18 protein-coding genes are annotated in these 26,096 nt (G+C 31.2%); 11 read left to right on the forward strand and 7 right to left on the reverse strand.

The genetic code is table 11. The features are described 5' to 3' along the window. Complete coding sequence (locus ACXGQT_RS14965) at positions 1 to 1,185, reverse strand: aminopeptidase C (RefSeq protein ID WP_457829377.1); 1,185 nt, start codon at positions 1,183 to 1,185, stop codon at positions 1 to 3. A gap of 107 nt (positions 1,186 to 1,292) precedes the next feature. Next, positions 1,293 to 1,679 (reverse strand): hypothetical protein, encoded by a 387-nt coding sequence (locus tag ACXGQT_RS14970; protein ID WP_457829378.1) that lies wholly within the window; start codon positions 1,677 to 1,679, stop codon positions 1,293 to 1,295. A gap of 293 nt (positions 1,680 to 1,972) precedes the next feature. Here ACXGQT_RS14970 and ACXGQT_RS14975 point away from each other — a divergent pair, with 293 nt between their 5' ends. The 7 genes from ACXGQT_RS14975 (at position 1,973) to ACXGQT_RS15005 (ending at position 17,521) form a co-directional block, all read left to right on the forward strand. After that, positions 1,973 to 3,217, forward strand: a complete 1,245-nt coding sequence (locus ACXGQT_RS14975) for a glycoside hydrolase family 88/105 protein (RefSeq protein ID WP_457829379.1) — start codon at positions 1,973 to 1,975, stop codon at positions 3,215 to 3,217. An 18-nt stretch (positions 3,218 to 3,235) separates the two neighbouring features. Further along, positions 3,236 to 4,864, forward strand: coding sequence for a glycoside hydrolase family 43 protein (locus ACXGQT_RS14980; protein ID WP_457829380.1), 1,629 nt, complete (start codon positions 3,236 to 3,238; stop codon positions 4,862 to 4,864). Between the two features lie 3 nt (positions 4,865 to 4,867). Beyond that, a complete protein-coding gene (locus ACXGQT_RS14985; protein WP_457829381.1) occupies positions 4,868 to 5,842 on the forward strand; it encodes a pectinesterase family protein in 975 nt (324 codons plus the stop codon). Positions 5,843 to 6,012: 170 nt separating this feature from the next. Beyond that, positions 6,013 to 10,374 (forward strand): two-component regulator propeller domain-containing protein, encoded by a 4,362-nt coding sequence (locus tag ACXGQT_RS14990; RefSeq protein ID WP_457829382.1) that lies wholly within the window; start codon positions 6,013 to 6,015, stop codon positions 10,372 to 10,374. A 574-nt stretch (positions 10,375 to 10,948) separates the two neighbouring features. Continuing rightward, positions 10,949 to 14,143 carry a SusC/RagA family TonB-linked outer membrane protein gene (locus ACXGQT_RS14995; protein WP_457829383.1) on the forward strand — a complete coding sequence of 1,065 codons (3,195 nt, stop codon included), beginning with the start codon at positions 10,949 to 10,951 and terminating at the stop codon, positions 14,141 to 14,143. 18 nt (positions 14,144 to 14,161) lie between these two features. Beyond that, complete coding sequence (locus ACXGQT_RS15000) at positions 14,162 to 15,955, forward strand: RagB/SusD family nutrient uptake outer membrane protein (protein WP_457829384.1); 1,794 nt, start codon at positions 14,162 to 14,164, stop codon at positions 15,953 to 15,955. 27 nt (positions 15,956 to 15,982) lie between these two features. After that, complete coding sequence (locus ACXGQT_RS15005) at positions 15,983 to 17,521, forward strand: DUF5123 domain-containing protein (RefSeq protein ID WP_457829385.1); 1,539 nt, start codon at positions 15,983 to 15,985, stop codon at positions 17,519 to 17,521. 303 nt (positions 17,522 to 17,824) lie between these two features. Here the strand turns inward: ACXGQT_RS15005 and ACXGQT_RS15010 are convergent, their stop codons facing one another. The 4 genes from ACXGQT_RS15010 to prmC all read right to left on the reverse strand — a co-directional run bounded on the left by ACXGQT_RS15010 (position 17,825) and on the right by prmC (position 22,412). Then, entirely contained in the window at positions 17,825 to 20,035 is a 2,211-nt protein-coding gene (locus tag ACXGQT_RS15010) for an NADP-dependent isocitrate dehydrogenase (protein ID WP_457829386.1), read from the reverse strand. Positions 20,036 to 20,241: 206 nt separating this feature from the next. Then, on the reverse strand, positions 20,242 to 20,595 hold the full coding sequence (gene rplS / locus ACXGQT_RS15015; protein ID WP_068828769.1) for a 50S ribosomal protein L19: 354 nt from the start codon (positions 20,593 to 20,595) through the stop codon (positions 20,242 to 20,244). Between the two features lie 161 nt (positions 20,596 to 20,756). Continuing rightward, positions 20,757 to 21,434, reverse strand: coding sequence for a tRNA (guanosine(37)-N1)-methyltransferase TrmD (gene trmD / locus ACXGQT_RS15020; RefSeq protein WP_457829387.1), 678 nt, complete (start codon positions 21,432 to 21,434; stop codon positions 20,757 to 20,759). Between the two features lie 132 nt (positions 21,435 to 21,566). Beyond that, the gene (gene prmC / locus ACXGQT_RS15025; protein WP_457829388.1) at positions 21,567 to 22,412 is read right to left on the reverse strand and encodes a peptide chain release factor N(5)-glutamine methyltransferase; all 846 of its coding nucleotides are present in this window, start codon (positions 22,410 to 22,412) and stop codon (positions 21,567 to 21,569) included. 46 nt (positions 22,413 to 22,458) lie between these two features. On the opposite strand from prmC, the gene ACXGQT_RS15030 reads away from it, so the two are divergent. The 4 genes from ACXGQT_RS15030 to ACXGQT_RS15045 are packed head-to-tail and all read left to right on the forward strand — an operon-like array spanning position 22,459 to position 25,461. After that, complete coding sequence (locus tag ACXGQT_RS15030) at positions 22,459 to 22,926, forward strand: LEA type 2 family protein (protein WP_068825969.1); 468 nt, start codon at positions 22,459 to 22,461, stop codon at positions 22,924 to 22,926. Continuing rightward, positions 22,926 to 23,978 carry a bifunctional diaminohydroxyphosphoribosylaminopyrimidine deaminase/5-amino-6-(5-phosphoribosylamino)uracil reductase RibD gene (gene ribD, locus ACXGQT_RS15035; protein ID WP_457829389.1) on the forward strand — a complete coding sequence of 351 codons (1,053 nt, stop codon included), beginning with the start codon at positions 22,926 to 22,928 and terminating at the stop codon, positions 23,976 to 23,978. The genes ACXGQT_RS15030 and ribD overlap by 1 nt, the downstream gene beginning before the upstream one ends. After that, entirely contained in the window at positions 23,975 to 24,841 is an 867-nt protein-coding gene (locus ACXGQT_RS15040) for an EamA/RhaT family transporter (protein ID WP_457829390.1), read from the forward strand. The genes ribD and ACXGQT_RS15040 overlap by 4 nt, the downstream gene beginning before the upstream one ends. Then, positions 24,838 to 25,461 (forward strand): IMPACT family protein, encoded by a 624-nt coding sequence (locus tag ACXGQT_RS15045; protein WP_457829391.1) that lies wholly within the window; start codon positions 24,838 to 24,840, stop codon positions 25,459 to 25,461. Before ACXGQT_RS15040 ends, ACXGQT_RS15045 begins: the two co-directional genes overlap by 4 nt. Here the strand turns inward: ACXGQT_RS15045 and ACXGQT_RS15050 are convergent. Then, entirely contained in the window at positions 25,458 to 25,865 is a 408-nt protein-coding gene (locus ACXGQT_RS15050; RefSeq protein ID WP_457829392.1) for an acyl-CoA thioesterase, read from the reverse strand. The two genes, ACXGQT_RS15045 and ACXGQT_RS15050, sit on opposite strands and share 4 nt — an antisense overlap. Positions 25,866 to 26,096: the final 231 nt, after the last annotated feature.

A 26,096-nucleotide genomic window follows, 5' to 3' on the forward strand; every position in this document is an offset into this window, starting at 1 on the left:
TTATTTTTTATAAATGTTTTTTGGGATTGCTTTTTTATTCATTAATAAAGCAGTGGTTTTGTATTTTACGTATTCTTTAGTTACGTACAAATAACCTTTGTAATCGTTAGATTGTCCCCAAGAATTTTTTACAATATAGTATTCTTTTTCGTTTTGATCTTTAGCAAGTCCAACAATTTGCATTCCATGGTCATCGGTAGTGGTGTAATTGTCAAAAGCGGTTTGTCTCATTTCGGCAGTCACTACCATTTCTGGCTTAGGTCCACTAAAAAGTGTTTCTTTTTCTTGAGCTGTCATGTTTGTAAACTCTTTGTTTGGTACATAGGCAACTCCGTTTTTCCAGCTAAAGTATTTTTCGCTTACATCAGTAGCCCAACCAACAGAATATCCTTTTTTTAGAGCATTGTCTATAGAATTGGTTAAATCGTTAATATTAACATTATAAGCATCGTCAAAACTCCAGTTGTCAGGAACGGCTAAAAATACATTTTGATAGATAGGTTCATTAGGGATACAAGTTAATTCTACATAATCATCAGCATCAATACCAATAACTTCTTTGGCAAATGTTTTTGGAGTGTAGGTTTTTCCTTGATATGTAAATTCAGTAGGAACAGTTCCTAAATAAGTATCTAACACAGCTGTAAAAGCAGTAAGCCAATTTGGAGTTAATTGTCCGTTTTTGTTTTGAATTACACCATCTAGCATACCTTTTAATAAAGATTGCATTTCACCAAATTTATTGTAGTCTGTTCCGTAGTTTAACCCTGTGTATTCAGATTGAGGTAAAGCACCATATTTTTTGTATATGTTCATGACATCGTGTAAAGCACCACCATCACCCCAAGCTAGGTTTCCGTGCATACGAACATAATTTTTGGCTTTTTCTATATATACACATCTAGCGGTATAGATTTCCGATATATCTACAGGTTCTTTTCCGTTTCTAATCATTTCAGATTCAATAAAAGAATTACCAGAGTAACTCCAGCAAGTACCACTGCTTCCTTGGTTTTTTACAGAAGTTGTTTCTAGGTTGATGATTTCTGTAAATTTAAATCCATCTTTACTAGCGGTGCTTTCATTGCTTTTTAAAGAATTAATTAAGTTGTCTTGAGCAAAAGAGTTTAAATTTGTTAAACAAAACAATCCTAAAGCAATAACTTTATAATGGGTATTTTTCATGTTTTATAGGGTATAAAGAATTAAAGTGCGAATATATTTAATTCTTTTTAGCCGTATAGGTATAAAAGTCAAGTTGTTTAATGGTTTTTGTCATTCTTTAATCTATGTTAATCGTTAGTTAGATGTTGATTAACAGAGGTCTCTTTTTTCTTGTCTTTGTAAGCATATAAAAATAAGGCACATAAAAAAATGATAATAAATAAAAAGTACATTCCATAAGTTTGCAACCAAGTAACCAAAGTTGTAAAATGATCACTTGCCCACCAATAATATAGCAAACCAATCAAGACTCCTAAAACCCCACTAATTCCGTATTTTTTACTTGCTTTAAGTGTTTTAATATTTTGTAAAAGAGCAGAAATTGAAAAAGCAACAATAACTACTATTACTAAAGTACTTATAAAACTAAGCGCACTAGAGCTAATGTTTACAGACATCATGGTTATTATTAATAATTCACAAACTAGAATAGTGGCCAGAGCTCCTGTTTTCATATCAATTTAATTTTAAAGATTACGATTTAAATATAAGAATAGATAATATATAATTGATGATTTTTAGTAGATATCTATCTTGTAAAGAATTATAGATTCTGTTTTATAGGAGGTTACATCTATTTAGTCATTTAGATGTTTATATAGATGTGTTGTTTTAATATTTGGCTTTTTTTACTTTAATGTTTAAAATTTAAAAGCATTTGATTAAAATTTGATATTAAACAGGGGTTTGTTTTGATATTTTCGTAATCTGTTTAAGTAGTGATAAGAGGATTTAATTATATAAAAACATGAAGCAAACTAAATTTAAAACACAAATCCTCTTAGGAGGTTTATTGATGATGTTGTTGATACTTTCATGTAAAAACACAGAGAATAAAAATCAAGAGAAGGTTGTAAATCAGAAAAGCCTAACGCATAATCAAAAGTGGTCAGAACGAATGTTGATTTCAGAAATGCATCGTTTTCCAGAATCATGGATGTTAGATTTTCATAAAACCCCAAAATGGAGTTACCCTAACGGCTTGGTATTAATGGCAGCCAAGAGAGTTTATAATCAAACAAGAAAACAACAATATTATAATTATATTTATAGTTATCCGGATACTATGGTAAATGTTAACGGAGATATTTTGACATATACTTTAGAAAAGCAAAATTTAGATATGTTAAAGTCTGGAGATGTCTTGCTGTATTTATATGATAAAACAAAAGAAGATAGATTTTTAAAAGCAATTAAATTATTAAGAAGTCAAATCAATACACAGCCTAGAACTAGCGATGGAGGATTTTGGCATAAAAAAAGATATACAAATCAAATGTGGTTAGATGGTTTGTTCATGGCGGAACCATTTTATGCTCAATATACATATAAGTTTGATAAAGGAGAGGATGCTGCAAAAGCATATGATGATATTGTTCATCAATTTGATTTGATTCAGAAGCACACCAAAGATCCTCAAACGGGATTGTTATATCATGGTTGGGACGAAAGTAAGGAACAAGCTTGGGCAAACAAGCAAACGGGAACTTCTCCTAATTTTTGGTCAAGAGCTATGGGATGGTATGGGATGGCTATTGTTGATGTGTTAGATTATTTACCAAAAGAACATCCAGGACATGCAAGGATGGTAAAATATTTAAATGAGTTTGCAGCTGCATTGTTAAAAGTTCAAGATAGTGAAACAGGGTTATGGTATCAGGTGTTAGATCAAGGAAACAGAGAAGGAAATTATTTAGAGGCTACAGGGTCTTCTATGTTTGCTTATGCTTTTGCTAAGGGAGCTAATAAAGGATATTTACCTAATAAATACAAAGAGATTGCAGAAGTATCTTTTAATGGAATTATTAAGAATTTAGTAACTGTTGATGAAAGAGGTATCGTTAACTTAAATCAATGCTGTGCAGTTGCTGGTTTAGGAGGGAATCCCTACAGAGATGGTAGTTATGAGTATTATGTAAATGAAGAAATTAGAGCCAACGATCCTAAAGGAACGGGAGCCTTTATTTTGGCTAGTTTGGAGTTAGATAAATAGATGATATACCTATAGAATATGAAAAAAATATGCTTGTTTACCTTTTTATTGATGAATAGTATTTGTTTTTCTCAAGAAGAAAAAATATACACCTCACAAGTTTGGGTGGCAGATCAAGGAGATGGAACATATAAAAACCCAATTCTTCATGCAGATTATTCAGACCCTGATGTTACCAGAGCAGGAGATGATTATTATATGACTGCTTCTAGTTTTAATGCAGCACCAGGTTTGCCAATTTTACATTCAAAAGACATGGTAAATTGGGAGTTGATCAACTATGCGTTGCCTTTGCAAGTTCCAATAACACATTTTAACACACCCCAACACGGAAATGGGGTTTGGGCACCAAGTATTAGATATCATAATAACGAGTTTTATATCTATTGGGGAGATCCAGATTTTGGAATTTACATGGTAAAAACCAAAGATCCTGCAGGAAAATGGGAAGATCCTGTTTTGGTGATGGAAGCCAAAGGAGCAATTGACCCTAGTCCATTATGGGATGATGATGGAAATGCTTATTTGTCTATAGCTTGGGCAGGAAGTAGAGCTGGGGTTAAAAGTATTATAACCATGTTTAAACTAAGTCCTGATGGAACTAAAGTTTTAGATAGAGGACGTCATGTGTTTGATGGTCACGAAGATCATCCTACAGTGGAAGGAACAAAAATGTACAAACGAAATGGTTATTATTACATTTTTGCCCCTGCAGGAGGGGTAGCAACCGGTTGGCAATTGATTTTAAGATCTAAAAATATTTATGGACCTTACGATGAAAAAATTGTTTTAGAACAAGGAACTACGGCAATTAATGGTCCACACCAAGGAGCATGGGTTGAAACTCCACAAGGAGAAGATTGGTTTTATCATTTTCAAGATGTAGATGCTTATGGTAGAATTGTACACTTACAGTCTATGGATTGGAAAAACGATTGGCCAGTCATGGGGAAAGACAACAATGGAAATGGAATAGGAGAGCCTGTATTAGTCCATAAAAAACCAAATGTAGGTAAACGTTATGCGGTTGTTACTCCTAAAGAAACTGATGAATTTACTGAAAATGATATTGGAGTGCAATGGCAATGGAATGCCAATCCTAATATTTTATGGTACGCAAAATTACCTGGAAAAGATTATTTAAGATTGTTTAGTATAAAAACTCCTGAAGTCACTAAAAACTTATGGGATGTGCCTAATTTATTATTGCAAAAATTCCCTGCACCAACATTTACAGCGGATACTAAAATAACATTAGTTCCAGAAGATGCCAAAGAACCTAGAAAAGCAGGTTTAATAGTTATGGGAAGAGACTATGCAACGGCAACAATTACCGAAAAAGACGGGAATTATTACCTACAACAAACGCAAGCAATAAACGCAGATAGAGGTGTTGATGAAGTTTTAAACGAAGAAATAAAATTAAAAAGTAATCAAGTTTATATAAGAGTAGAGGTTGTTGCTCCAGATGCTATGTGTCAGTTTAGTTATAGCGAAAACGGAAAACGATTCAATAAAATAGGAGAACCATTTAAAGCAAGAGTTGGTAAGTGGATTGGAGCTAAGGTAGGATTGTTTAGTATTAGTACTCCAAACGGAAAACGTGGTGGTTATGCCGATATAGATTATTTTAGAATTAAAAAATAAAGAATGAGGTTAATTATTTATCGCACAGTATTTATTGTTTTTTTTATTTGTTTTGGAGTTTTTCAAGGCATAGCTCAAAAGATAAAACCAGATTTTATCGTATCTCAAGACAATTTAGGAGATTTTACTACAGTTCAGCAAGCCATTTTAAAAGTGCCAGATTTTAGAAAAGAAGAAACTGTTATTTTTATAAAAAATGGTGTTTATAAAGAAAAATTGATTTTACCAACATCTAAAACAAATGTTACATTTATAGGTGAAAGTGTTGAGGGAGTTGTTTTAACTTATGATGATTATGCTAGTAAGCACAATAGCTTTGGTGAAGAAAAAGGAACCACAGGATCTACATCTTTTTATGTTTTTGGAGATGGATTTAAGGCTAAAAACATAACATTTGAAAACTCATCAGGGGCTGTAGGGCAAGCTGTTGCTGTACGTGTAGATGGTGATATGGTGTTTTTTGAAAATTGTAAATTTTTAGGGTTTCAAGATACGTTATATGTACATGGGGAAAACTCTAGACAATATTATAAAGATTGTTATATAGAAGGAACTACAGATTTTATTTTCGGATGGTCCACGGCTGTTTTTAAAGATTGCGAAATTTACTCTAAAAAAGGAGGGAGTTATATTACTGCAGCTTCCACAAATGAAGGGGCTAATAATGGTTTAGTTTTTATAAACTGTAAATTAACGGGTAATGCTCCTAAAAATAGTGTTTATTTAGGGAGACCTTGGAGGAATTATGCACAAACAGTTTTTGTTAATTGTAGTATGGGAGCTCATATAAAAGCAGAAGGATGGCATAATTGGGGAAAAAAAGAAGCGGAAAAAACTAGTTTTTATGCAGAATATCAATCTTCTGGAAAAGGAGCTTCTAACAATCGTGTTTTGTGGTCTTATCAGTTAACAAAAGAACAGGTGAATTTGTATACAATTAAAAATATATTTAAGAATTGGGAGCCAGGAGAGCAGTAGGTAATTTTATTGAATGGTTTTATAATTATGATTCTATTTAAAACAGTAAGTAATTAAATATTAATTGTTTGCTGTTTTTTTGATTGATTTTTTTTGAATAAACAATAAAATTAAGTGTTATAAAAATGCTAATTTGTTAATTTGGCTGTAACTTTTTTTAAACTATATAAATGTTTCAATTCATCAAGAAAAAATACTTTATTGTTTTAGTTGTGTTTTTTACTATTAGCACACAAGCGCAAGTTAAATGTATTGTAGAAAACTATTCTACAGAAAATGGTCTTTCTCATGATGGTATTATGGATATCATTAAAGGAAAAGATGGTTTTATGTGGTTTGGTAGTTGGGATGGACTTAATAGGTTCGATGGTAGTAATTTTATTAATTACAAAGCCAGACCAGGGTATAGTAGTAAGTTAGCAAATAACAGAGTAAACAAAGTAAAAGAAGATTATTTAGGATATTTATGGATTAAGGCTGATGATGACCAAATATACCGTTTTAATAAAAAAAAGGAAGTCTTTATAGCTTTATCAGACTCTATAGATACCCATAAACATAATTTTTTAAGAATTTACCCTTATAGTAAAAATGTATGGTTAACCACCGAAAAACATGGTGTATATTTAATTAGCTATAAAGATTCTATAAATTTTAAAACAACTCATTATAGTGAAAATGCAGATAAAAATTATCAATTAAAATCTAATGATATTCATTTTGTTTATGAACAAGATGATGAAAGTGTATGGATTGGAACTTCTAAAGGACTTTCGTTTTTTAAAAAAAATAAAAAAGGAGTATTTGAATTTGATAATAATTTTGTTGATTTAGAATTTACGGGGATAGATGAGGGGCAAAACAAAGTTTGGTTTACTACAAGAGAGGGAGTTTTAATTTATTATGATAAAGTGTTAAAAAAGTTTTATCAACAAATAATCTCTAAAAACAGTTTAAGAGGGGTACGTGTTTCTAAAAAAGTAAACGTTGTATATGTAACTACATCCACAGGTCAAATAATAAAAGTAAATGCCTCTACTTTAGAGATAGAAAATCAATATCAATTAAAAGAAGAATCTTTTTACAGCATTTTTGAAGACACTAGAGGGTTATTGTGGATAGAGCCAGAGGTAAATGGTGTAATAAAGTTTGATCCTCAAAAAGAAACATTTAAAACGTATACTCAAAAGAACGATGCTACATTTCAGATTTACGAAAAAAGTTATGATGTTTTTGAAGATAAATATAATAGACTTTGGGTAAGGATGAAAGGTGGTGGGTTTGGATATTATGATGAATCGCTGGATAATATACATCACTTCTATAACAAAAACGGAGAGACCAATTATTTAAATTCTAACATCATTACTGCAAGGTATTTAGATTCTACAGGTATTTTATGGTTAGTTACTAATGATGGAGGTATAGATAAAGTTATTTTTCAAAAAGATTATTTTAAGCATCATTTGTTGTTTGAAAAAACGGATAATAAATCTGATAACGAAATAAGAGGAGTTTTAAGCGATTCTAAAGGAAGGTTGTGGTTAGCTGCAAAGTCAAATAAACTAATTATTAAAAAAAACAATAATGAAATAAAAAATCTATTTGTTAATTGGCCTAAAGAGGGAATACAGTTAATATATAATTTGTTTGAAGATAGTAAGGGAAACGTGTGGATAGGTACCAAAGGAAATGGTTTATACAAAGCAGAACCTTTGAATATTAGTAGGTCTAAATATAAAATAACTCATTTTGTTCATAACCAACATGATATCAATAGTATTAGCGGAAATAGAATATATACTGTTTTTGAAGATAGTAATAATAATATTTGGGTAGGGAATTACGGTAGTGGAATTAATGTTATAGTTGAAAGAAATGGAAAAATTATTTTTAAAAATATAAGAAATAGTTTAATCAATTACCCTTATAGTACTTGTAATAAAGTAAGGTATATAAGTGAAGATAATAAAGGTAGAATTTGGATTGCTACCACAAATGGTCTACTAGTTACTAATCCCAAAAGTGATAATTATGATAGTTTAAATTTTGATTATTATCATAATATTTCAGAAGATATAACAAGCCTACCTAGTAATGATGTGTTGTTCTTTTATAAAGATTCTGATGCTAACATGTGGCTGTCTACCTCAGGAGGAGGTTTAAGTAAAGTAATTAACCAAGGAGATTCTTTAACGTTTAAAACATACACCACCAAGCAGGGATTGTCTAGTGATTTTATTTTAAGCATGATTGAAGATAATCATAAAAACTTATGGTTAACTACAGAAAACGGAATAACAAAACTAAATTTATATGATTATTCTTTTAGAAATTATGATTCCTATGATGGTTTGTATAAAACGTCTTTTTCAGAAAGTTCTAGTGTAAAACTTCCTAACAATCACTTATTATTTGGTTGTGTAAAAGGTTATATAGAATTTAATCCAGATGATATCATGGATGATAAAATAAATGCAGATATTGGTTTTACTAAGCTAGATATTAATAACCAAGAAGTAGATATTATATCAGATAAATCCCCGTTAAAACAAAATATAAATTATAACAATAAAATAACGTTAGACTATACACAAAATACTATTGGAATCAATTATCAGGTATTAGATTATAGATCAAACAACAAGCAAATTTATGCTTATCGTTTAAATGGTTTAGATAAAGTATGGCACAATGTTAAAAACCAAAAAAAAGCAACATATACCAATTTAGCACCAGGAAAATATGTTTTTGAGGTAAAGTGTTTAAATGATGAATTATATTTAAATATTCCATATAAAACTATAGTAATAACAATTACACCTCCTTTTTGGAAAACCAACTGGGCATATTTTATCTATTTTGTATGTATAGTTTTGTTGTTAGAAGTGATTAGGAGAATTGCTTTTTCTATGATTCGATTGAGAAATAAAGTAGCAGTAGAACATCAATTAACAGAATTAAAATTAAATTTTTTCACTAATATTTCACATGAGTTAAGAACTCCGTTAACGTTAATTGTAAATCCAATTGAAGAAATAGCCTTGAACGAAAATTTATCGGCAAGGGGGAATGAATACATGGAAGTGGTACGTAAAAATACTAGCAGAATGGTTCGTTTTGTAAATCAATTGTTAGATTTTAGAAAGGTACAGAGCGGAAAAGCAAAATTAAGCCCTAAAAGAATAGAATTGATTTCATTTGTAAATCAAATAGCCTCTTTGTTTTCTGAAGCTGCATACGAAAAAAATATAGAGTTAAAAATAGTTTCTAATACAGATAAGTTTTTTGTAAAAGTTGATGATAAAAAAATTGACATTGTTATATATAATTTACTTTCAAACGCTTTTAAATTTTCTCCTGAAAACAAAACCATAACCGTAGAAATTATTAAAAATGAAGATGATTCTTTTGTTATAAAAGTAATAGATCAAGGTATTGGGGTTGAGAGCGATAAATTAAAAGAAATATTTAAGCTGTATTATGAAGGAGAAGGTAATAAAGTTGAGTATATAGAAGGAACCGGAATTGGTTTGGCATTGTGTAAAGAATATGTAAAGCTACATAATGGTAAAATATATGCAAGTAATAATGTGGATGAAGGACTTACGGTAACCATAAAAATGAATTCTATTAAGGAGGAGGAAACCGAGAGACTTACTAAGTTAACAACATCATATCCTATTAAAATAGAAGAAAAAAAGAAGACTGTTGCAGATCTTAATATATCTAAAACTCAACATCAAGAAGAGGATGAAATAAAACAAAATTTACCAACGGTACTTATTGTTGAAGATAATAACGAATTAAGGAGGTTTTTATCAAATCAATTAAAGAAAACCTATAAAATTATTAGAGCTAGTAACGGAAAAGATGGTTTAGAAAAAGCCATTGCTCACATACCAGATTTAATCTTAAGTGATATTATGATGCCTGTAATGGATGGAATTGAGTTTTTAGATAAGCTTAAAAACAATGATACCACAAGTCATATACCAATAGTGTTATTAACAGCTAAATCTACTGTTGATAGTAAAATTGAAGCACTTAATTACGGAGCAGATTATTATATTACCAAGCCATTCGATACTAATTTTTTAATAGCTTCTGTTGATAATTTAATACAGAAAAGAAAAAAAATATTTGAATCTTTAGTGGCTGATACTAAAACTGTAGAGTTATCACCAAGTGAAATAGTGGTAACTACTAAAGATGAAGCATTCTTAAAAGATATTATAGCTGTAGTAGAGGCTGAAATGATTAATCCAGATTTTAAAATAGAGTCTTTTGCAAAATCCATAAACATGCGCAGAGCAACTTTTAATAGAAAATTTAAAAGTTTAACCAATATGACTGCTGTTGAGTTTGTTAGAGATATGAGGTTAAAAAGAGCCAAACAAATGTTAGATGCTGGAGAAAAAAACATTTCAGAAGTAGCTTTTGATGTTGGCTTTAATAGTGCAGGTTATTTTAGTACTTGTTTTAAAGAAAAGTATAATATTTCTCCTTCAGAATATATAAAACATAATTAATATCTTACTTGTTTAAGTAATACCCTCTATAGCTCTTGAATGGAAATATAGAGGTTTTTTTGTTCTTTGTTTGCAGTCAATTTTTTAGATTATTAAATAATGTATTAAGCATATATGACTTTAATTTTTTTTACAAATTTTTATAAAATACATGGTTTAATGAGGATTGTAGAGATGGTTGTTTACAAACTATTATAATAGTTAATTTCATTATTTTAATTGCTTTTTGTTTAATTATTAGTAACTTAACTAGTGTAAAAGTATCAAAATATCAGCATTTTAGGTTGAATGTTTAAAATTTGAAAGTATTTGATTAAAATTTAATAGTCCTTAATGTTGTGTTTTGATATTTTCGTAATCGATTGCATTGAGTATTGTGTAGTTTTTAAAAACTACAGTGTTTTTTTAACTAATCACTACTTATAAAATCATTAAAACAAATATTAATTTATTTAAACAATCATTTATGCTAAACTATTATTTTTCAAACTATTTATTTTTCTTGCTGAAGGTGAGAAAAAAGAAAAAATTTACTTTAAATAAAACAGGTGTATGTTTTTTAACACTAGTTCTTTTGTTTTCAGTAAATGAAATGAATGCACAAAGCAAAACGATTTCAGGTACAGTTAAAGCTACTGATATGGATTTACCATTGGCGGGGGCAACTGTAATGGTTAAAGGGACTACTACAGGGACTTTAACAGATTTTGATGGTAATTATGCTATTGAGGCAACAACTGCAAATCCAACTTTAGTGTTTTCATATGTAGGGTATGTTACTCAAGAAGTTATAGTGGGAGATCGTAAGGTGGTTAACTTAGGCCTAGCACCAGATCAATACCAGTTAGACGAAGTTGTAGTAATTGGATATGGAACCACTAAAAAATCTGATTTAACAGGTTCTGTGGTTACCTTAGGAGGTGATGAATTAAGAGAAAGACCAGTTTCTAATGTTGCTGAGGCGTTACAAGGTCGTATGGCAGGGGTACAGGTAACATCAACAGATGGTTCTCCAGATTCAGAAATCAATATTAGAGTTCGTGGAGGTGGTTCTTTAACTCAAGATGCTTCTCCATTGGTTATTGTTGATGGTTTTCCTGTAAATAGTATTAGTGATGTTGCTCCATCTAATATTGAAAATATTACAGTGTTAAAAGATGCTTCTTCAACCGCTATTTATGGTTCTAGAGGAGCTAACGGAGTAATTATTGTAACTACAAAAAGCGGTAAAAATGGTAAAATAACAACAAATCTTAATGCATTTTATGGAGTAAAAACCATAGCAAACACCGTTGGTGTTTTAGCTCCCGAAGATTATGTAAGTTGGCAATATGAATATGCATTGCTTACAGATCCTAAAAGTCCAGGTGAGTTTGGTTATTTACAATCTTACACAGATTATTTTGGACTTTGGCAAGATCGTGATCAATACAACGGTCAAAAAGGAAATAATTGGCAAAAACAAATGTATGGTCAGATGGGAGAAGTAAACAGTCGTGATTTATCTGTTCGTGGAGGTACTGATAAGTTTAACTATAATTTTAATTATGCTCATTATGATGAAAAATCAATTATGGTTGGTTCTAAGTTTAAAAGAGATAACTTATCGTTGGCTTTAAAAAGTAAAATAAATGATAAAGTTGACTTGGCTTTTACCATTCGTTATGCAGATACTGGAATTGAGAATGGTACGGGTGCAGAGCAGTCAGAAGGAAGTACTCCTAGAGATTCTCGTTATAAACAAACAGTCTTATATTCTCCTATTCCTATTTCAGGTTTGACCACAAGTAATACGGATGATGCTTTGTCTAATGATTTAATCAATCCTTTGGTAGTTTTGGCAGATAATCAAAGAGAAAAGCAAAGAAAAAACTATAACTTATTAGGAAAGCTTGATTGGGAGATTGTAGATAATTTAAGCTTTCAAACGAGTTTAGGATTAGATAATTATAATGATTTAGATTATCGTTATTACGGACGTTCTACTTATTATGTAAGTAATAACGCAGCAGCAGAAAATCAAGGAATGCCAGCATTGGTTTTTTCTGATAGAAAAAGAGATCGTTTCAGAAATGCAAATACTTTAAATTATGACTTTAAAAATGTTTTAGGAGATGACCATAGTTTAAAATTATTAGTTGGAGAGGAAATGATTATTTCAAAAAGTAATGAAGTAACAAATACTATTCAAGGGTATCCTAAGTTTTTCGATTTCGAAACTACTAAAAGTTTAACAACGCAAGGAACACCAGTTTCTATAGATAATAATTACAGTCCAGACGATAAGCTACTATCATTTTTTGGTCGTGTTAATTATGGTTTTAAAGATCGTTATTTATTAACAGCTACTTACCGTGCCGATGGATCTAGTAAATTTTTAGGAGACAATCAATGGGGGTATTTTCCGTCAGCAGCTGTTGCTTGGAAAATTACAGAAGAAGAATTCTTGAAAGATTCAGATTTCTTAAATGCATTAAAATTAAGAGTAAGTTATGGTCAGTCAGGAAACAATAATATTCCTTCAGGTCAACAAGTACAAACTTTCCAATCAAGAACAACTACTTATTTAAATGGAGTAAGCAATTACTGGGCAGCTTCATCAACTTTGGCTAACCCAGATTTAAAATGGGAAACTACCGTAACACAAAACGTAGGTTTAGATTTTGGGTTTTTTAATAACCGTTTAACAGGGTCTTTAGAAGCTTATAAAAACATAACCAAAGACTTATTAATTAACTTTCCTACACCAGGTACAGGGTATACTTCTCAGTACAGAAATATGGGAGAGGTTCAAAATTCAGGACTTGAAGCATCTTTTAATGCAGTTGTTTTAAGCGATAAAGATTATGGATTAAGTTTTGGGTTAAATGTTGCCATGAATAAAAACAAAATCAATTCTTTAGGAGTAATGGATGATTTTGGTCAGGCTACAAGTTGGGCTTCTACCCAAATTGGGAATGATTATGTTGTGAACGTAGGACAGTCTTTAGGAGCTATGTATGGGTATCAAAATGATGGACGTTATGAAGTTTCAGATTTTGATTATGATGCTGCAACAAGTACTTATACTTTAAAATCAGGAATTGCAGATGCATCAGCAGTAGTTGGTAATGTAATGCCAGGTACTATGAAATTAAAAGATGTAAGCGGTCCTAATGGTGTGCCGGATGGTATTGTAGATATAAATGATAATGCAATCATAGGAGATGCCAATCCAGATTTTACAGGAGGTTTTACAATGAATGCCAATGCTTATGGATTTGATTTAGCAGCTATATTTAACTTTAGTATTGGTAATGATATTTACAATGCTAGTAAAATTGAATATGCAACTGCTACAGAAAATGGTCAATATAGAAATTTAAGCAATATTATGGCTAGTGGTAATAGATGGACTAATTTAGATGCAGCTACAGGTCAGTTGGTTACAGACCCTACTCAATTAGCAGCTATGAATGAAAACACTACAATGTGGTCTCCTTATATGCAAAGAAATGTATTTAGTGACTGGGCTGTAGAAGATGGTTCTTTCTTAAGATTAAATACCATTACATTAGGGTACACTATACCTGAAGCAAAACTTTCTAAAATGGGAATTTCTAAGTTACGTGTATATGCAACAACAAATAATGTATTTGTGTTGACTAATTATTCTGGTCCAGATCCTGAAGTTTCTACTAGAAGAAATACACCATTGACACCTGGAACAGATTACTCTCCATTCCCAAGAAGTAGATCGTTAATTTTTGGTTTAAACCTTAATTTTTAATCACTAATTCTTTACAAAATGAAAAATATAATTAAAACAATAATTTCAGGAGTTATGATTGCTGGGTTGTTTACAGCTTGTCAAGACGATACTTCTGATTTTTTAGAAGCTCCAACCAAATCTACGTTAGATGAATCTATTATTTTCTCTACACCAGGATTGGCAAGAGGAGCCATTGATGGAATTTTAGAACCCATGGGGCAAACAAACTCATATAGAGGTAGATTTATTCCTTTTTATGGATTTAATACAGATGTAGAATATAACTTTAGTTCTGATGCTGCTGGTAGCTCTCAAGGAGAGTTAATGATATACGATGCGAAACCTAATAATACACAAATGAACTCAACAAATAATGCTTGGGCTATGATGTATTCTGGTATAGAGCGTGCAAATATTTGTATTCGTGGATTACGAGCTTATGGAGATCCACAACCAGGAACAGAGTTAGGACAAATATTAGGAGAGGCATTAACTTTGCGTGCTATATATTATGCAGATTTAATGAAAGCTTGGGGAGATGTCCCTGCTCGTTTTGAACCTATTACTTCAGAAACAATTTATTTAGCAAAATCTAATAGAGATATAATTTATAAGCAAATTATTGCTGATTTAGGTGAAGCAGCTACATTGGTGCCATGGCCAAATGAAACTACAGTAACGTCTACTGTAGAAAAAATTAACAAAGCTTTTGTAAAAGGATTCAGAGCTCGTTTAGCTATGATTGCTAGTGGTTTTCAGCAATACCCTGATGGTATTAGAAGAAGTAGTGATCCAGATTTATCTGTTGATAACATGTATGCATTAGCTTTAAGTGAGGCTACAGATGTAATTCAAAGTGGTAAAGCTTCATTAAATCCTTCGTTTGAGCAATTTTGGAAAAATTACAATAAAGAAATTGTAACAGCAGGAGGAGAGTCTCTTTGGGAAATTCCTTTTGCAGATGGTCGTGGTAGAGTTTTGTTCTCTTTTGCTGTAAGACACCGTAGCGTAGATCAGTACACAGGTCAAGGTAGAGGAGGAATTGCAGGGCCAGTTCCAACAGTTTTTTATGACTATGATGAAGAAGATACCAGACGTGATGTTACTTGCGTACCTTATGAATGGGCAACAGCTGTTAATGGTATTTCTAAACAAGAGTTAACAGCTTCAGATACATGGTATTTTGGGAAGTATCGTTATGAGTGGATGGATAGATATGTGACTTCTACTAATGATGATGGAGTTAATAAAGTTTATATGCGTTATGCAGAAGTATTGTTAATTGCAGCCGAGGCAGCAAACGAATTAACAGGGCCACAAGCAGCTGCACCTTATTTAAAAGAAATTCGTAGAAGAGCTTTTCCTACAAGTGCACACGCTACAAAAGTTGATGCATATGTAGACAATTTGTCTACCAAAGCAGATATGTTTAATGCAATTGTTGATGAACATAAATTAGAATTTACAGGAGAAATGGAACGTAAACAAAATCTTATTCGTTGGAACTTGTTAAAGTCTAAGTTAGATGAAGCAAAAACTAAGATGACAGATTTTATGAACCGTTCAGGAGATTATGCAGATGTACCAACTACTTTATATTATAAATATGAAGCTGATGGAGAAACATTAGATGTTTATGGACTAAACAGAGGTGAGACCACAAACCCTGGAGTAGATTATTCTACAAAATCATGGGATGCTTTAGAGGATACTACTATTAACTCTATATATAAAGTAGGAGTAAATCCTGATGAAAGACAATTCTGGCCAATTTGGCAAGTGTTTATTGATGGTAGTAATAATCAATTGTTAAACGATTATGGTTATTAGAATTTAAAAAAATTAAAAACGATATTTATGAAAACAAAATATATATATAAAGGGTTAGTAGCACTCTTGATCTTTATGGTAGCTAGCTGTAGTTACGATGAAGAAGTAGTAGAAAGTTTGTCTATCTCAAGAGAGTTTGCACCAGTAAGTCTTAGTACAATTGTACGAAATCAAACTTATGTTGAAATGAGTTGGACTGTAGATGAAAATACAGATAGTTATATAGTTGAATTTAGTGCAGATGATCCAGATTTTACAACTATTTACGAAACTGTAGAGGTTACGGCAGAAGAATTACCAATTACGGTGAGGTTAGAAGGAGAAACAGTTTATTCTGTAAGAGTTAAAGCAAAAAGTGCTAGGGAGTTAGATGATTCTTCTTGGGCTTTAGGAGAGTTTACAACATTGTCTGAGCAAATTATGTTACCATATGAACTTGGTGATGCTGATGATGATAATGTAACTTTAAGATGGGAAGCAGGGTTAAACGTAACTCATTTTATATTACAACCAGGAGATGTTAGACATGACATTACTGCTCAGGAAAAAATAGATGGAGTTGCTAATGTAACGGGGTTAACATCTGAAACGGATTATGAAGCTACTTTGTATAACAACGCAAAACAAAGAGGGTTTGCTGAAATTACAACAGGAGTTGCTGTAGGTAATAATACTCTAGTTTCTACAACAGATGATTTAATTCAAATACTTAATAATGCTCAAGATGGAGAGATTATATTAATAGATCAAGGAGATTTTACTGCACAAACAGGAACAATTACTTTAGATAAATCTATTACCATTAGAGGATTAAAGACAGACTTTAAGCCTCAGTTAAGTATTAATTTTGAAATTGAAGCAGGTGCTACGGATGTTAATTTAATAGACTTAGATCTAAATGGTTTAACTACAATACAAGATGTTGTGAGATATACAGGAGCTGGAAACTATAATTCACTTTTAATTAAAGGATGTACAGTTCATGATTTTGATCGCTCATTTATAGCAGGTAACACTACTGATGCAATAGTACAATCCGTAACTGTAGAAAACTGTATTGTTACAAATGTTGTAACTAACGGAGGAGACTTTATTGATTTTAGAAATTCAGATGTGTTTAATGTAGCGGTAAGAACAAGTACATTTAATAATTGTGCTCCAGGTCGTGATTTCTTTAGAATTGATGATTCAGGTACTTCAACTCAAAATGGTTTGGTTTGTAATGTTTTATTAGAAAATAGCACGTTGTATGGATGTTGTGATTCATCAAGCAAAAGAGTGTTGTATGTTAGATTCCAGACAAATGACATTATTGTACAAAATACTTTGATAACCGATACTGGTTCTGAAGGATATTCTGATCAAAGTAGAACAGATGATACAGTTACTTTTAGTAATAACAATTATTTTAATGCTGACGGATTCTTTAATCCTAGTCAGACTGTATTTGATGGGTCTGGTACACAATTAGATCCTGAATATGCAGATCCTTTAAATGGAGATTTTACTATTGGAAATCAAACAATAAAAGACAATTTAATAGGAGATCCTAGATGGATAAAATAAAAGAGTAATAACTTTTCCTAATTGTATAATATAAGGGGCTTAAATATTGTAAGATATTTAAGTCCCTTATTTATTATTTTAAGACAAGAGTCCGTTTTCTACTAATTATCATCTAAAAGGTAAGGTTATATTTAATTGTGGAAATATTTACAAATAAACAAACCACTGGTGTTGTAAGGTTTAGAATAAAATATGAGGTGACCTAGAAACCATTTAACATTTTTAAGTAGAAAATAATACACATAAAAAAAGGATAAGATTGTAAAAATCTTATCCTTTTTAATTTATAAAAGTTGGAATCAATTAAGCTATTCCATCAATAATAGTGTTCAAAGTTTTACTAACTCTCATTACATCAAAAGTTAACTCTTGATCTAATTTGTAGTAACCACCAATATTTACAGCCTTACCTTGTGCAGAAATCATTTCTTCAACAATTTTTGCTTCGTTTTTAGCCATAGCTTCAGCAACTGGAGTAAAAATTGCTTTTAATTGAGCATCTTTATCTTGAGAAGCTAATTCTTGTGCCCAGTACAATGCTAAGTAGAAGTGAGAACCTCTGTTGTCAATACCACCAACTCTACGAGTAGGAGATTTGTCATTGTCTAAGAATTGACCAGTAGCTGCATCTAAAGTATCTGCTAATACTTGAGCTTGTGCATTGTTATATCTTCCACTTAAGTGTTCTAAAGAAACTGCCAAAGCTAAGAATTCACCTAATGAATCCCAACGTAAGTAGTTTTCTTCAATTAATTGTTGAACGTGTTTTGGAGCAGATCCTCCTGCACCAGTTTCAAACAATCCACCTCCATTCATTAATGGTACAATAGATAACATTTTAGCTGAAGTTCCTAATTCTAAAATAGGGAATAAATCTGTTAAGTAATCACGTAATACGTTTCCTGTTACAGAAATAGTATCTAATCCAGCTTTTACTCTTTCTAATGTATATTTAGTTGCTTCAATAGGAGATTTGATTAAAATTTCTAATCCATCAGTATTGTGGTCTCCTAAATATTTGTTTACTTTTTTGATAATTTCAGCATCGTGAGATCTGTTTTCGTCTAACCAGAATACAGCAGGGTCACCTGTTGCAGTTGCTCTGTTAACAGCTAATTTTACCCAGTCTTGAATAGGAGCATCTTTTACTTGACACATTCTGAAAACATCACCAGCTTGTACATCTTGAGATAATAACACATTTCCGTTTCTATCTACAACTTCTACAGTTCCAGCTTCTTCTAATTGGAAAGTTTTGTCGTGAGAACCATATTCTTCAGCTTTTTGAGCCATCAATCCTACGTTAGGAGTCGTTCCCATAGTAGTTGGGTCAAAAGCACCGTGTTCTTTACAGAAATCGATAGTTGCTTGGAAAACTCCAGCATAACATCTATCTGGAATTAAAGCTTTAGTATCTTGTTGTTTTCCGTCTTTGTTCCACATTTGACCAGAAGTTCTAATCATAGCAGGCATAGATGCATCAACAATTACATCAGAAGGTACGTGTAAGTTTGTAATTCCTTTGTCTGAGTTTACCATAGCTACATCAGGAGCAGTTGTGTAAACAGCCTCAATAGCAGCTTTTACTTCTGCTTCTTTAGCATGTCCAGCAATTTTAGCATACACGTCTCCTAAACCATTGGTTGCAGTAACTCCTAATTCAGCAAATAAATCAGCGTATTTTTCAAAAACATCTTTGTAGAAAACTTCTACAATAGCACCAAAAATGATTGGGTCAGAAACCTTCATCATGGTTGCTTTCATGTGTAGTGATAACAATACACCGTTAGCTTTTGCATCTGCAATTTCTTTTGCAGCATATTCTTTTAATGAGTTAATACTCATTACAGAACAGTCAATTACTTCACCTGCTTGTAAAGGAGCAAATCCTTTTAAGTCAGATCCGTTAAAAGTAATTTTAAACTCTGTAGCATTTTCAATAGTAGTAGATTTTTCAGAACCGTAAAAATCATTAGCCTCCATAGAAGCTACGTGAGTTTTAGAGTCTTTTTCCCATTTACCCATAGAGTGTGGGTTTTTCTTAGCGTAGTTTTTAACAGCTTTAGGAGCTCTACGGTCAGAGTTTCCTTCTCTTAATACAGGGTTTACTGCAGATCCTAATACTTTAGAATATTGAGCCTTGATTGCTTTTTCTTCTTCTGTAGATGGGTTAGATGGAAAGTTAGGAATGTTAAATCCTTTATCTTGTAATTCTTTAATAGCCGCTTGTAACTGAGGAATTGAAGCAGAAATATTAGGTAATTTGATAATATTTGCTTCAGGAGTTTTAGCTAATTCTCCTAATTCAGCCAAAGCATCAGAAATTTTTTGATCATCAGTTAAGTATTCAGGGAAGTTTGCTAAAATCCTTCCAGCTAAAGAAATATCTCTAGTTTCTACCTCAATACCAGCCTTGCTAGTAAAAGCTTTAATGATTGGTAATAATGAATACGTAGCCAAAGCTGGAGCTTCGTCCGTAAGTGTATAAATGATTTTTGAATTTTCTGTTGCCATTTTAATTCTTTAAATTTTATTGAATGAGTTTCTTACAATTTATAAACTTTTAAGTTTACAAAGTTTTGCAAATGTACTAATAATATTATCTTTTTTTACAGGGTGTTAAAAACATAACATCTTTTGTGTAACTGTGCTATTTTTCGCATGAAAAAAGCTCAATACAAATAGTATTGAGCTTTTTAAATGTTAAGAAAGTAAAGAGATTATTTACGTCTAACTTCTTTAATTCTTGCTTTTTTACCAGTAAGTTCTTTAAAGTAGTAAATTCTAGCTCTACGAACTTTACCTTGTTTGTTCAATTCGATTTTTTGAATAGCTGGTAAGTTAATTGGGAAGATACGCTCTACACCAACAGTTCCAGACATTTTACGAATTGTAAATGTTTCTGATGCTCCACTTCCTCTTCTTTGGATGACTACACCCTTAAAGAACTGTGTTCTTGTTTTAGCCCCTTCTTTAATTTCGTAATACACAGTAATTGTGTCTCCGGCTTTAAAGTTTGGTAATTCTTTTTTTGCTACAAACTCGTCTTGTACAAATTTTACTAAAGATTCCATTGTATATATTTTATAATGGTTGTAATCTGAAACAACATTCACGAGTATCGTCAGAGGTTAATTCAGGACTGCAAAAATAATAACTATAATTTATATATCAATTAAAATTTAAAATATTTTTTTGAAAACTTGTTTTTGTCTAATTATTTGATTTTCTGATGTTAATCTTCTAATAAATCGGGTCTTACTCTTTCTGTAAGTTCATAAGCTTTATCTGCTCTCCATTCTTCAATTTTAGGAAAGTTCCCGCTAGTAAGTACTTCTGGAACTTTATGTCCTTTGTAATCTGCAGGTCTAGTATATACTGGAGGTGATAATAAATCATCTTGAAAAGAATCTGTTAAAGCAGAGGTTTCATCTCCTAAAACTCCTGGAATTAACCTAAGAATAGTATCGCATAAAACCGCAGCACCTAATTCACCACCACTCAATACATAATCTCCTATAGATATTTCTTTGGTGATAAATAGATCTCTTACTCGTTGATCCACACCTTTGTAATGTCCACATAAAATAATCATGTTTTCTTTTAAAGAAAGGGTGTTGGCAGTGCGTTGATTCAGAGTCGGTGCATCTGGAGTCATATAAATAATTTCATCATATTCTCTTTCCGCTTTTAGTTTACTGATGCATGCATCAATAGGTTCTATCATCAACACCATTCCGGCACCACCACCAAATTGCATGTCATCAATTTTACCGTAATCATTAATGGCATAATCTCTTAAATTATGAAAGTGAACTTCTGCCAATCCTTTTTCCTGTGCTCTTTTCATAATAGAGTGTTCAAAAGGACTTGTGATTAATTCTGGCGATACGGTAATAATGTCTATACGCATGTGAAAGTTTTTTGCAAAAGTAAACTAAAGAGTGATAAAGTGAAAAGTTTAAAGTGAAAAGTGTCAAGTACAAAGTATTGAGTACTCAGTTTGTATGTGTTTGCTTAATACTTTGTACTGACTACTTTATTACTAAAAAGAAGCTTTAATCATTCTGTCATTCCCAAACATATCTTTTTTTAGTTCGATGTTTTTAAATCCGATGTTTTTTAATAATTCAACCGTTTCTTGTCCTAGATATTGATTGATTTCGTAATACAAAGCTCCGTTAGGTTTTAATGATACTTTGGCCAACTCAGCTATTTTTTTGTAAAAGATTAAAGGATTATCATCAGCTACAAACAAAGCCAAATGAGGTTCAAAATCTAATACATTTTTTTGCATTTCTTGTTTTTCAAGATTTCTAACATAAGGAGGGTTGCTTACAATTACATCATATTGCTGAGGGAGTTTTGTAGCTTGTAAAATATCTTGATGGATAAAGTTGATGCTGACTTTATTTTCCTTAGCATTCTCTTTAGCTGTTTGTATGGCTTTAGTAGATATGTCAATTGTATTTACATTGGCATTGTTTAAATTTTTAGCCAAAGTAATAGGAATACATCCAGACCCTGTTCCTATATCTAAAACATCTATGTTTTGGATGTTAGAAAAATCATTTAACATCCAATAAATCAACTCCTCTGTTTCTGGTCTTGGAATTAAAACATGTTCATTTACTATAAATTTTAAATCCATAAACTCCGTAAAACCAATTAGGTGCTGAATAGGTTTTTGTTGTTCTAAACCAGCAATAATATCATCAATTAAAATGCTTTTATCATCAGAAATGAATTTGTTGGGATCTAAAGCAAAATCAATTTTAGAGAGATGAAGGACATTTTCTAAAATAATTTTAAAAAAAGAATCTAACTCTGTATTAGGATAATGACTTTTTAAATGAGTATATAATTTTTGTTTAAATGAGAGTAAAGTCATTAATTGGCTTATTTATTGATATTTTTGCGAGTACAAATATACAAATATGAAGTTCGTAAAATTATTATTCGTTTTTATTAGTGTAGCCTTTGCTGTTTCTTGTTCTAATTTAAAAGCTCCAGAATATATTGGGGTAGGAAAAGTAAATGTTTCTAAAATTATTAATGATTCCATTACTATAAAAGCTGGTTTAAGGTTTAACAACCCTAATAGAGTGGGAGGTAAAATTGCTTTGAGTGATTTACATGCAGTGGTGAATGATATTGATTTAGGAGATTTAAAAAATCAAGAAGTAAAGGTGCCATCAAGAAAAGATTTTGAAGTACCATTAGAGATTAAATTGTCTTACGGTCAAATTTTTGATTCTAAAAAAGGGTTATTAAATTCTATTTTAAGCAGTATTTTAACCAATGAAGTAGCGGTGAAGTTTGATGGAAAAGCAACTTTTAAAAAGTTTTTGGTAAAAAAAGAATATCCAATTCAATTCAACGATAAAATTAAAATTTTAAAATAATGCTTTCTACTCACGAAACATACATGCAACGTGCTGTTTCCTTGGCAAAAAAAGGAACAAGATTGGCTTATCCAAATCCATGTGTAGGAGCAGTTATTGTTTGTGATGGGAAAATTATAGGAGAAGGTTATACAAGTGCTTACGGTGGCCCTCATGCAGAAGTCAACGCTATCAATAGTGTGGCTGATGAAAGTTTGTTGAGCAAATCTACCTTGTACGTTACTTTAGAACCTTGTGCGCATTATGGAAAAACTCCTCCTTGTGCAAACTTAATAGAAGCTAAAAATATTCCCAAAATCTATATTGGCTGTGTAGATACTTTTGCGGCTGTAGCTGGTAAAGGAATTGAGATTTTATTAAAAGCGGGTAGAGAAGTACATGTTGGAGTGTTAGAAGAGGAGTGTTTAGAATTACACAAAAGATTCTTTGCATATCACAATAAAAAAAGACCTTACATCATCTTAAAATGGGCAGAAACCCAAGATGGTTTTATTGATAAAGTTAGAGATGTTAATCATATAAATGATGCCAAACCTACATGGATTTCTAATGATTTGTCTAAGCAAAAAGTACATCAAATCAGGGCAGAAGAACATGCTATTATGGTGGGAACTAATACTGCTTTAAAAGACAATCCAAGTTTAAATACCAGGTCTTACGGAGGTGTTTCGCCAATAAGAATTTTAATAGACAGAAATTTACGAGTTCCTAATAATTATGAACTTTACAATGGAGAAGTAAAAACAATCATATTTACAGAAAAAGAGGTTGATAGTGACAAGGTTCAATATGAAAAAATAGATTTTTCTAAAAATATGTTACCTCAAATCATGGAGGTTTTATACAAAGAAAAAATACAATCTGTTTTGGTAGAGGGCGGTAAGCAATTGTTAGATACTTTTATTGATGAGAATTTGTGGGATGAAGCTTTTGTTTTTGTAGGAGATAAAGATTTTAAAACAGGAATCAGTGCTCCAGTACTAAAAATAAACGTTGAAAAAAACTTTACATTAGGGTCTAATACTGTAAAACACTACAAAAACAAGCAATGATTTATTTACTGTTAAGTATTCTTTTTACCACCGCTGTTTTTTTAACGATTAAAGAATTTCAGAGATATCGGCTAGATAATTTACAAGCTATTGTGGTGAGTTATTTTGTAGCTTTTTCAATAGGATGTTTGCATAGTAAATCGGTTTTTTCGGTTTCAAATCTAATCACTCAATCTTGGGTTTGGGGGGCATTGTCAATTTCTACATTATTTATTATCACATTTAATTTAATGGCCATAACAGCTCAAAAAGGAGGGTTGTCTGTAATGACTGTTGCTAATAAAATGAGTGTGGTTATTCCAATTGCCATTGGGATCGTATTATATAATGAAAATGCGGGTTTTCTTAAATTATTTGGGATTGGTTTGGCTTTGTTAGGGGTTTGGTTTACTTCTAAAAAGAAAGGAATAGAAAAGTTTGATAAGCGTTTATGGTACTTTCCTTTTTTGATTTTTATAGGAAGTGGTTTGGCTGATGCAATCATCAATCATATGCAAGCATACTATGTTTCTCATGATGATTTAGATTTGTTTTCTACTTCACTTTTTTTGTTTTGTGGATTGATAGGAGTAATGGTACTTTTGTTAAAAAAAATAACAGAGAATCTTAAAATATCTATAAAGAGTTGTATTGGTGGTTTGGTTTTAGGCTTGCCAAATTATTTTTCTATTTATTTTTTCCTAAAAGCATTGTCTCAGCCCAATTATGAAACTTCGTTAATTTTTTCAGTAAATAATTTATTAGTTGTTTTGGTCTCAGTACTTTTGGGGCTATTTCTTTATCAAGAGAAATTGAGTAAACAAAATTATATAGGGTTAGGGATGTCTTTTTTAGCTATTATAGTACTTTATTTTGCAGTATGAGTAAATCACAAATAGAAACATATAAAACAATAGATAAACCTGTAGAAGCTACGCTTTACAAAGAAAAAGGGAGTAAGTTTATTGGGTATTTGTTTTTTGTGACTAGTGAAGAAGAGGTAAAAGAAAAATTAGAAGATATTAAAAAACAATATCACGATGCTAGACATTGGTGTTATGCTTATCGTTTAGGTTTTGATGGATTGACTTATAGAGTAAATGATGATGGTGAGCCAAGTAATACTGCTGGTCAGTCTATATATGGGCAATTATTATCTTATGAAGTAACCAATGTATTATTAATTGTGGTTCGTTATTTTGGAGGTGTTAAATTAGGAGTAGGTGGTTTGATTAAAGCATATAGAACTTGTGCAGAAGAAACTTTGGCAGTTGCAACTATAGAGGAGAAAATAATTAAAAAGACCTTTACTATTAAAAGTACCTATGAACATGTTGATAAAGTTATGAGGTTAATTAAAACTTATGACTTAGAAATTCAACATCAAGAAATGTATTTAGATTGCCAATTTATTTTACTTTCTCCAATCTCTATTTTTGACACCGTTATTCAATCTTTTATAGATTTAAGATGTGTTGAAGTTATAAATGAAAAAGAAGATTAATCTTTTTGATTTAAAATGATTTCTAAAATATTCTCAGGACATTTAATTGGTCTATTTTTTTTCATGTCAACAAACACCAAAGTTGACTCTCCAGTTGTTAACAATTCCTCATTCTGATTGTATATTTCGTAACTAAAAATAATCTTAGCTGTTGGAACCTGTTTTATCGCAGTTTTTATAGTAAGAACATCATCGTATTTGGCAGGTTTTTTAAACTCAGTAATAAGGTTTACTACAGGTAGCATAACTCCTTGTTCTTCCATCTCTTTATAGGAGATTCCAGCCTCTCTAAGCCATTCAATACGAGCGATTTCAAAGTATTTGGCATAATTGCTGTGATGTACATATTGCATCTGATCTGTTTCAGAATATCGTACTCTTAGTTCGGTTTTTTTAGTAATCATTTGTTATTTAAAAATATATATTATGGTAGGTAAAAAAAACATGAAATACAATACCCTTTCCATTTTTTTTTAATGAATTTTATTCACACTTTTGTAATCCCCTAGAAGACCAAATTTACATTGATGTAGGTCAACTTTTTCAAGTTTGATATAGGTCAATTTTTAAAGGGATTTTTAGCGAAATTAAACTTAAACTGAAAACTAACCAAAACTAAAGTGCATAACAATACA

It is taken from the genome of Wenyingzhuangia sp. IMCC45467, assembly GCF_054111205.1.

Bases quoted from the DNA above. Each gene is read 5' to 3' on its own strand.
- ribD (WP_457829389.1), top strand. From the start codon at position 22,926: ATGCTTTCTACTCACGAAACATACATGCAACGTGCTGTTTCCTTGGCA.
- rplS (WP_068828769.1), bottom strand. From the start codon at position 20,595: ATGGAATCTTTAGTAAAATTTGTACAAGACGAGTTTGTAGCAAAAAAA.
- ACXGQT_RS14980 (WP_457829380.1), top strand. From the start codon at position 3,236: ATGAAAAAAATATGCTTGTTTACCTTTTTATTGATGAATAGTATTTGT.
- ACXGQT_RS15040 (WP_457829390.1), top strand. From the start codon at position 23,975: ATGATTTATTTACTGTTAAGTATTCTTTTTACCACCGCTGTTTTTTTA.
- ACXGQT_RS14965 (WP_457829377.1), bottom strand. From the start codon at position 1,185: ATGAAAAATACCCATTATAAAGTTATTGCTTTAGGATTGTTTTGTTTA.
- ACXGQT_RS15050 (WP_457829392.1), bottom strand. From the start codon at position 25,865: ATGATTACTAAAAAAACCGAACTAAGAGTACGATATTCTGAAACAGAT.
- ACXGQT_RS15000 (WP_457829384.1), top strand. From the start codon at position 14,162: ATGAAAAATATAATTAAAACAATAATTTCAGGAGTTATGATTGCTGGG.
- ACXGQT_RS15045 (WP_457829391.1), top strand. From the start codon at position 24,838: ATGAGTAAATCACAAATAGAAACATATAAAACAATAGATAAACCTGTA.
- ACXGQT_RS14975 (WP_457829379.1), top strand. From the start codon at position 1,973: ATGAAGCAAACTAAATTTAAAACACAAATCCTCTTAGGAGGTTTATTG.
- trmD (WP_457829387.1), bottom strand. From the start codon at position 21,434: ATGCGTATAGACATTATTACCGTATCGCCAGAATTAATCACAAGTCCT.
- ACXGQT_RS15010 (WP_457829386.1), bottom strand. From the start codon at position 20,035: ATGGCAACAGAAAATTCAAAAATCATTTATACACTTACGGACGAAGCT.
- ACXGQT_RS15005 (WP_457829385.1), top strand. From the start codon at position 15,983: ATGAAAACAAAATATATATATAAAGGGTTAGTAGCACTCTTGATCTTT.
- ACXGQT_RS14970 (WP_457829378.1), bottom strand. From the start codon at position 1,679: ATGAAAACAGGAGCTCTGGCCACTATTCTAGTTTGTGAATTATTAATA.
- ACXGQT_RS14985 (WP_457829381.1), top strand. From the start codon at position 4,868: ATGAGGTTAATTATTTATCGCACAGTATTTATTGTTTTTTTTATTTGT.
- ACXGQT_RS15030 (WP_068825969.1), top strand. From the start codon at position 22,459: ATGAAGTTCGTAAAATTATTATTCGTTTTTATTAGTGTAGCCTTTGCT.
- ACXGQT_RS14990 (WP_457829382.1), top strand. From the start codon at position 6,013: ATGTTTCAATTCATCAAGAAAAAATACTTTATTGTTTTAGTTGTGTTT.
- prmC (WP_457829388.1), bottom strand. From the start codon at position 22,412: ATGACTTTACTCTCATTTAAACAAAAATTATATACTCATTTAAAAAGT.